6 protein-coding genes are annotated in these 7281 nt (G+C 57.1%); 2 read left to right on the top strand and 4 right to left on the bottom strand.

Annotated elements, in window-relative coordinates; genetic code table 11:
• Window positions 1–251: 251 nt before the first annotated feature.
• A complete protein-coding gene (locus tag VAE55_RS16230) occupies window positions 252–1421 on the bottom strand; it encodes a DUF3179 domain-containing protein (protein WP_322816775.1) in 1170 nt (389 codons plus the stop codon).
• 382 nt (window positions 1422–1803) lie between these two features.
• Here VAE55_RS16230 and VAE55_RS16225 point away from each other — a divergent pair, with 382 nt between their 5' ends.
• Window positions 1804–3285 carry a potassium/proton antiporter gene (locus VAE55_RS16225; RefSeq protein WP_322816774.1) on the top strand — a complete coding sequence of 494 codons (1482 nt, stop codon included), beginning with the start codon at window positions 1804–1806 and terminating at the stop codon, window positions 3283–3285.
• 178 nt (window positions 3286–3463) lie between these two features.
• Here the strand turns inward: VAE55_RS16225 and phoU are convergent, their stop codons facing one another.
• A complete protein-coding gene (gene phoU, locus VAE55_RS16220) occupies window positions 3464–4114 on the bottom strand; it encodes a phosphate signaling complex protein PhoU (protein WP_322816773.1) in 651 nt (216 codons plus the stop codon).
• Window positions 4115–4509: 395 nt separating this feature from the next.
• Here phoU and VAE55_RS16215 point away from each other — a divergent pair, with 395 nt between their 5' ends.
• Window positions 4510–5055 (top strand): thermonuclease family protein, encoded by a 546-nt coding sequence (locus VAE55_RS16215; protein ID WP_322816772.1) that lies wholly within the window; start codon window positions 4510–4512, stop codon window positions 5053–5055.
• A 199-nt stretch (window positions 5056–5254) separates the two neighbouring features.
• On the opposite strand, the gene VAE55_RS16210 is transcribed toward VAE55_RS16215, so the two are convergent.
• Together VAE55_RS16210 and tnpA are read right to left on the bottom strand one after the other, a co-directional pair.
• Entirely contained in the window at window positions 5255–6103 is an 849-nt protein-coding gene (locus VAE55_RS16210) for a transposase (protein WP_322816771.1), read from the bottom strand.
• The gene (gene tnpA / locus VAE55_RS19190; protein ID WP_416181214.1) at window positions 6104–6493 is read right to left on the bottom strand and encodes an IS200/IS605 family transposase; all 390 of its coding nucleotides are present in this window, start codon (window positions 6491–6493) and stop codon (window positions 6104–6106) included.
• Window positions 6494–7281 lie beyond the last annotated feature (788 nt).

Genomic DNA, 7281 nt, shown 5'->3' with positions numbered 1-7281 from the left:
CGCAGCGTCGTGCTGTTCATCATCGCAGGTAGTCTTTCGTGGCCTGCTCACAGCGTAGGTGGCAACTTGGGTTATGCTATCTTGCCGGAGGCAAGCACGGTGGGTTGGTGCAGGTGGCGAGCGCACCGGAGGCGTGCGCTCCCAGGTGAGACACCCTCACCCGCACCCGCCTGCGCTGGGGGTGGGAACTACCAATGCCGGATGGGCGCCGCTGTCGTGAGTTGAGCGGGGTCAAACAGACTCTGCCCCGGTTAGCGATAGATGCGGGTATCGGGGCGAAATGCCGCCCAGGAGAACCAGAAATGATCAATCGCCGGGACCGGGGTTAGTGTCGCTCCTGCCAGGGGGCTGTCTATTGCCCGCCCGAAGAGATCCCACCTGGTGCCAGTTTCACTGTCTACCAGATGATCGCCAGCAATGGTGAATTGTACAGTTTGACCGTTGACGACCCGTTGATAGGCTCTCGCCATCCCTACATCACGGCCCTCAGCGATTTGCGCACTGTCGAGCGCCGAAGCAGCACCGGTGCGCCACACGACGACAATTGGCAATCCACCCACCTCATCGTGGATGACCTGCATCGTAGCGAGTGTATCGTAGGGGTACGCAACCGCCTCACCGTTGTGATCGACGGTCAGAACCCGAGCCATAGCCGGTAAGGCATCCGGGGTAGGCGGGCCGTCGTACAGAAAGGGTGAGCGGTCAATATCGTCGTAGCCGAGATAGGGGTTGCGACCATAGTCGCGAATATAGCCTGTTTCACGGGAGAGCACTCTCCCATCAGGGTAGCCGGCGGCGAAGGTCTCCCAGGCCACTATAGCGGCAGGAATGAAAGCGAGCCGATGACCTGTCAATTCACCAACAATCGCCTCACCAGTTGCCTGCTGCCACCAGCTCTCGGTCTGACGGTCGTACATCACCAGGTTGCTATAACGCAGCAGACCGGTGGTACCGAAATCCAGTATCTGCAAATCAAGGCGGCGCTCGAAGACGATGGCAGTGTTGCAGAGTGGGCAGAAGGTGACTGTTACCGGTATCTCATTGACCGTATCGTTAACAATTTCGTGCCACATTAGAATCTGGATCGGGTAGGCACGGGCATCATTGCCGAGCACCAATGCGATTACCGGCTCGCGTGGTCGGAGCCACTCGTTCGCTGCTGTTACCGAGACGAAGCGTGGATTGTCTATCGCAGGGATGCCATCTTTTGGTGGGCCACCAGAGCGAATTTCGGCAAAGGACACGCTGTGGCGACTGAAGTCGGTGCGAAACTGACCAGCCCCGGCTGGCAGGTCTGCCGACAATGACGCCGGCGCAGTTGGATTGGCAGGGGGCGGTGTTGGTATCACCTGGCCGGTACTTGTGCTGCAAGCTACCAGGACGAATGCCAGGAATGTCGTGAGAAGGAGTGGGCGTCTCATGGCAGTACCCTTCATTTTCGAGAAGAAGTGGGGTGGCAGGAGGATGAGACAGGCAAAGTTGCCACCTTTGTCACCACAGAGGCACGGAGGACACAGAGGATGGAAATAACCCAGGTTGCCACTTTGAGGCGTGAAAGCCCGTCGAAGGGAACTGGCTGCAATCCAAATTAATCCTCACTTTATTCTCTGCCGACTCTGTACCCAACCATAGTGCAGAAAGTTTGACATTCCCGCCACAGGTACTCTAAAACCCGATCACGCTGTCTTCTACTATATCTGTGGCTCCCGTTCAAATTCTGTAAGCCGGCTTACAGAATGCAGACAATCTGTTTCAGATCAACATCTATACTATGCTAGTAATACGAGCATGTTGGAGAGAGCGATGACAACTGAACCCCTCTTACTCATAATCGGTCTCCTGCTGGCGATTAGCGTTGCTGCGACCCGTGCCTCAAACCGGTTTGGGGTGCCGGCACTGATCCTGTTTATGGCGGTCGGTATGCTGGCCGGTTCTGATGGGCCGGGCGGTATCGCGTTTACCGATGCCGGTGTAGCCCAACTAATCGGGGTGATTGCGCTGATCTACATCCTCTTTTCAGGAGGATTGGACACCGACTGGCAGATTATCAAACCAGTCCTGATCGAGGGTTTGATCCTGGCGAATGTTGGCGTGCTGGTCAGCACCGTGATTGTTGCGGTTGGTGCCCGCTTGATACTCGGCTTTGACTGGCCTCTTGCCCTGCTCCTCGGCGCAATTGTCTCGTCCACCGACGCAGCGGCAGTCTTCAGCGTTATGCGCACGCGAGGGATACATCTCAAGCATCGGCTTGAACCACTCATCGAGCTGGAGTCGGGAAGTAATGATCCGATTGCGGTCTTTCTCACCATCGGCTTAACCAACCTGGTGATCAACCCACAGGCATCACTGTTGACCCTTATTCCGCCGTTTATCATACAGATGATTCTCGGTGCTGCCGGTGGGTACGCCTTTGGCCGGTTGATGATCTGGGTAGTCAACCGCATCCGGCTGCAACAGGAAGGGCTGTACGTGGTACTGACGATGGCCCTGACCTTGCTGACCTACGGCTTCACCGCGATCATCGGTGGCAATGGCTTTCTGGCGGTTTATCTATCCGGTATCATTCTGGGCAATGCCAACATTGTTCACAAACGGTCTATTCTCCGTTTCCACGATGGTGTAGCGTGGCTCAGCCAGATTGCCATGTTCTTGGTTTTGGGACTGCTGGTCTTTCCATCGCAGCTCCCGGCAGTGGCCGGGCAAGGGCTGGCCATGGCGCTCTGGCTCGTCTTCGTTGCCCGACCGGTCTCGGTCATTATCGCCCTGGGCTGGCGACGCCGTTCGCTGCCGCAACTCCTGATAGTGGCGTGGGCCGGATTGCGGGGAGCAGTCCCGATTGTGCTGGCAACCTTCCCGCTGCTGGCCGGCGTGCCCGATGCCCCGCTCCTGTTCAACCTGGTCTTCTTCATTGTTCTGATCTCAGTCCTCGGGCAAGGCATCTCTATCGGCTGGGTTGCCCGTCGCCTGGGTGTGATGACTGATCAGGCCGAAGTGGTAGACAGCCACCTCTTCGTGCCAGAAGTCAGTGGTGCCAGTCAAATCCTGGAAGCGCAAATTCCGCCGGACTCAGCACTGGTCGGTAAATCGCTGATCGATGCCGATCTGCCGCGAGGCTTGCTGGTCGTACAGATTCAGCGTGCAGACGGCTACATCATCCCGAACGGAAGTACTGTCTTCGCACCCAATGATCGGCTGGTATTACTGGTGGCACCCACCGCAATGCCGGCGGTGACTGAACTATGCGCAAGTTGTAGTCTGAATCCCATCGGTTCACTGTTGAAGTAGAGAAGAGGAGATAAGCGTGACCGGCACGGCTGCGTGAATGGACGAAATAACTGTTATGCAGCAGCGATCACCGTGGGGTAAGCAGCGGGCAAGCGCATATTCTGCCCCTGTCACACACCCGACGCAGGCAAAAAAAGCGAGGAGGGCATTGAATGTAACCCTCCCCGATAGATCGGGATTAATCATTCAATTCCACTTGATTACCACTACTAACAAAAATCATCTTTTCGGCCATATTCAGTGCCCGATCTGAAACGCGCTCGAAATTATGGGCAATGAACAACAGATCGGCGATCTCTGGCGGCGTCAGTTGGGACACCAGCGCACGCTTCAAACGCTTATACTCGTGATCAATCTCATCCTCGTTGAGAATGATCTCCTTAATCGCATCGGGATTACCATTCCCCAGCGCTGCCAGGGTGCGTTCAAGATTAGCGCGGGCCACCCGACCAAGAGCAACCAGATCAGGCGGCGCATGCAATGAACCGCGGTTCGGGTCTGGGCTACCGGCCACCATCTTTGCCGTACTCTTCGCATAATCGGCGATCCGTTCCAACTCATAACTGATCGCCATAGCGGCAACAATCCGGCGCAAATCACGGGCCACCGGCTGCTGGGTCGCGATCAGATTCACCGCATGCTGTTCAATCGCATCCCTTGCCTCATTGAACGCAACATCACTGGCAACAACCGCTTGCGCCAACTCCACATCACCCTTTTCCAACGCTGTAATAGCCCGATCCAGCGCTCCGACAACCGCATTCCCAAAATCAAGCACCTGCTTACGCAAGGCTTCCAATTCCTGATCGAAATGTTCTCGCGGTCGCATGAAGGTTACTCCCTTGTGGTAAACTGCTCCCGTCTCTTTCAGGATACACGTTTCAGTGGTTTTTGACTAGTAGGTATCTGCTTGAAATTTCGTTACATGTCGTGGTCATGGTGACAACCGGCCAGGAACATGCAGGACAAGCCAAATTGCCACCTTTTTTCACCACAGAGACACAGAGGACACAGAGAATAGGTATAATCCAGGTTGCTATCGTGAGGCGTGATGTAGCACGTTCATGGAAACTCCACATTGCGCATGCAATGACACCATACGGTGTTGCGAGAAACGTTGTGCTGTTCATCCTGATAGGCAGCCTCTATGGGCTGCCCACAGCACAGATAGCAACTTGAGTTACGATACCACCGGAGCAGATGATAGCATTGGAGGAATCGACTGTGGTACGGCGGATCTTCACCATCTTCTTGATACAGATCATCTTCTTCATCAGTGGATGCAGCCGGCTGGCGCCAACAGAGCAGGTCAGCCTTACCGACTACCCACCCCTTCCCGACAACCTAACGCACGCCCAAGTCGTCCGCGTTGTCGATGGCGACACCATCATCGTGCGGATCGGGTGGGATGAAGAGCGGGTACGGCTAATTGGCATCAACACCCCAGAGTCGGTCGATCCACGGCGACCGGTCGAGTGTTTCGGGAAAGAAGCAGCGAGCAATGCGCGCAAACTCGTGGACAGACAAACCGTCTTCTTGGAAGACGACCCCTCGCAAGACTCACGAGATCGGTTTGGTCGCCTCCTGCGCTACGTCTGGCTCGAAGACGGGCGCATGGTCAATCTGGAACAGATCCGGCAAGGATATGCCTACGAATACACCTACAACGTTCCATACCGCTATCAAGCAATCTTCCGAGCCGCCGAAACCGAAGCCCGTAACGCTCAACGCGGGCTATGGGCACCGGAGACGTGCAATGGTCAGCGGTGAGGGGCATGGCGAAGCCACTGCGCTGGAGGGGCGAGATACGACACGTATACCCTGTGCGGTGACGGATTATTCGACATGAAACTGAGACGGGGCAGGTCTTGTGCCTGCCCCGTCTGCGATCTTGTGGAGGAGTGTTGCACGATTAGATGGATTTCGCGCCCTAATTATCCCCTGGCGAGGATTGTGACGACTCTCCCCACTAAAGCGGGGAGCTTCTCAGGCTACGCACGCTGTAACCGGCCACGTTCGCGCCTGACGGCCCCGTCCGGACCGACTCACATGCTAACGCACGCGCAAGGATGTTCCGGGCAGCATGCTCATCCCGGTCCAACCGTACGTGACCGTGAGGACAATCGTGTATCCGCTCCGACAGCGACGTTTGCACCATCTCACCACCGCCAGCGCAGACCTGCGAGGTGGACTGCGGGTTCACGGCGACCACTACCGTACCAGCGCTTTCAGCCGTGTCCGTCAGCAGCTCGCGGAACAGCCCCAGTGCGGCATCGTGGGCGCTCAGGGAGCGGCGCGGATGGTGCGTCATGACGTCCAGGGTCAGGGTTTCGCTTGCCACCAGTCCGTCGGTAGCGACCAGCCAGCGCGTGGTCGTGTGCCAGCCATCGCGGCGCTGCTTGCTAATGTGGTCGTGGAGACAAGCCACATCCTGCGCGGTCGTGCGGTAGCGGTACTTGCCCGTGACGCGGCGACACAGGCGGCGCTGGGCGACGCGCAGGGCGGCCAGCACTTCGCGCAGCCAGCGCAGGGTGTCGATCTGGGTACCGTTCGAGCGCGTCAGCAGATGCAGCAACCCGACAGCACGACCAACGGGGTTGCGGGCACGCGGTGCGGGCTGCGGCGCGGCGAACTCGACCTGAACGCAGACGTACCACGTGCGGCTGCGGCGGTTGATGACACCATGCGTGATCGCTGCACCTGCGGGCAGCGGGCGGTGGAAGTTGATCGTGATCTCACCCACGTTCTGCACGTCCACCAACGCCCGGCTCGCGTCGTCGAAGCGCAGTTTACCGCCATCGCCGTGTTTAACGATCACTTATTGCCCCTTTTGATTATCAATGTACCGCTTGATCGTTGCGGCACGCACGTGGCCCGCTGTGCCAACAGCGTACCTTCGCGTCCACAACGACGGCAACCGACGGTTCACGTGCGGAAATGCTTTCCGCAGGTGGGAACTCGATTGCCTGTTCAATCGGTGCATGATCTGGTTCATTGCCAGCGTCGGGGGGAAAGACGCGACCACATGACCATGATCGGGCATACCAACCAGGTCATGCACGTCACCGCCACGCTGCTGAACATCATCTGGCAGCAATGCAGACAGGCGCAACCCGACATCGCCAGCCAAAACCGGACGTCGGTATGTGGGACACCAACCCAGGTGGTAGGTGATGGTGGAGACTGTGTGTCGCGTTTGTTTAGTCATAGTAAACTAACCATACCACAACCACGAAAAGAGACAAGGCGCATTCCCCACCCGGCCAAAGCCGGGGGTCCCATGCTCTAATTTCTATGGGGATAGCACCAATCATGGTGCGTTGTATGCACGTCATTTCAGCACGAGCGGTACGTAGACGGAGAATGGTTCCTCGGATGACCCGCCACCCGATGGGTCGGTTGGCGATGACCCGCCACCCGGTGGGTCGGTCGGCGATGACCCGCATCCCGATAGGTCGGTTGTCATACATGCAAGATAGTCGGCATATGGATGACCGCCGGCGTTGATGAAGTCTCCGCCGATGTAGAGACTCCCATCGGTGCCAAAGGCAAGGGCGTAGACGGGGGCGTCCACGCTTTGAGGTCCAGTTCCTAGATGCTGCCACGCTCCCGATTGAGATGCCACCCCGACCATCGGTTGGCGGGTGGCCGGCGCTGTCATGGCAGATACATCTCGTACCCCGGCACCAGTAGCGGTGAGCACATGGAGAGGCAACCATTTCGGTGCCTAGCACCACAGGATGAGCACAAGCAACCAGGTTACAAAGAGACTATTGCGGTTCACATTCGACTCCTTCGTTGTTGTTGTCCGAACAGTGCGTGTGTATGATCGACGACGATCACGTCATTTATCATTTTGATAGAATTATAGCATAATGGTCAGTTTCAATCCCCTCGCGGGGATTTTGGTTTTTTGAAGACGCGATGCAGATCAAGCACAAGGACGTCCGGACCCTCCAGTTTCAATCCCCTCGCGGGGATTTTGGTTTTTTGAAG

Origin of the sequence: Chloroflexus sp., assembly GCF_034432675.1 — a bacterium.
In the GTDB taxonomy this organism is placed as follows: Bacteria; Chloroflexota; Chloroflexia; order Chloroflexales; family Chloroflexaceae; genus Chloroflexus.
Note: the sequence above shows the minus strand (reverse complement) of the source record. Positions and strands in the feature narration are given on the sequence as shown.

Excerpts from the sequence above, each read along its gene's own strand:
- phoU (WP_322816773.1), bottom strand. The coding sequence starts at position 4,114 with ATGCGACCGCGAGAACATTTCGATCAGGAATTGGAAGCCTTGCGTAAG.
- tnpA (WP_416181214.1), bottom strand. The coding sequence starts at position 6,493 with ATGACTAAACAAACGCGACACACAGTCTCCACCATCACCTACCACCTG.
- VAE55_RS16225 (WP_322816774.1), top strand. The coding sequence starts at position 1,804 with ATGACAACTGAACCCCTCTTACTCATAATCGGTCTCCTGCTGGCGATT.
- VAE55_RS16230 (WP_322816775.1), bottom strand. The coding sequence starts at position 1,421 with ATGAGACGCCCACTCCTTCTCACGACATTCCTGGCATTCGTCCTGGTA.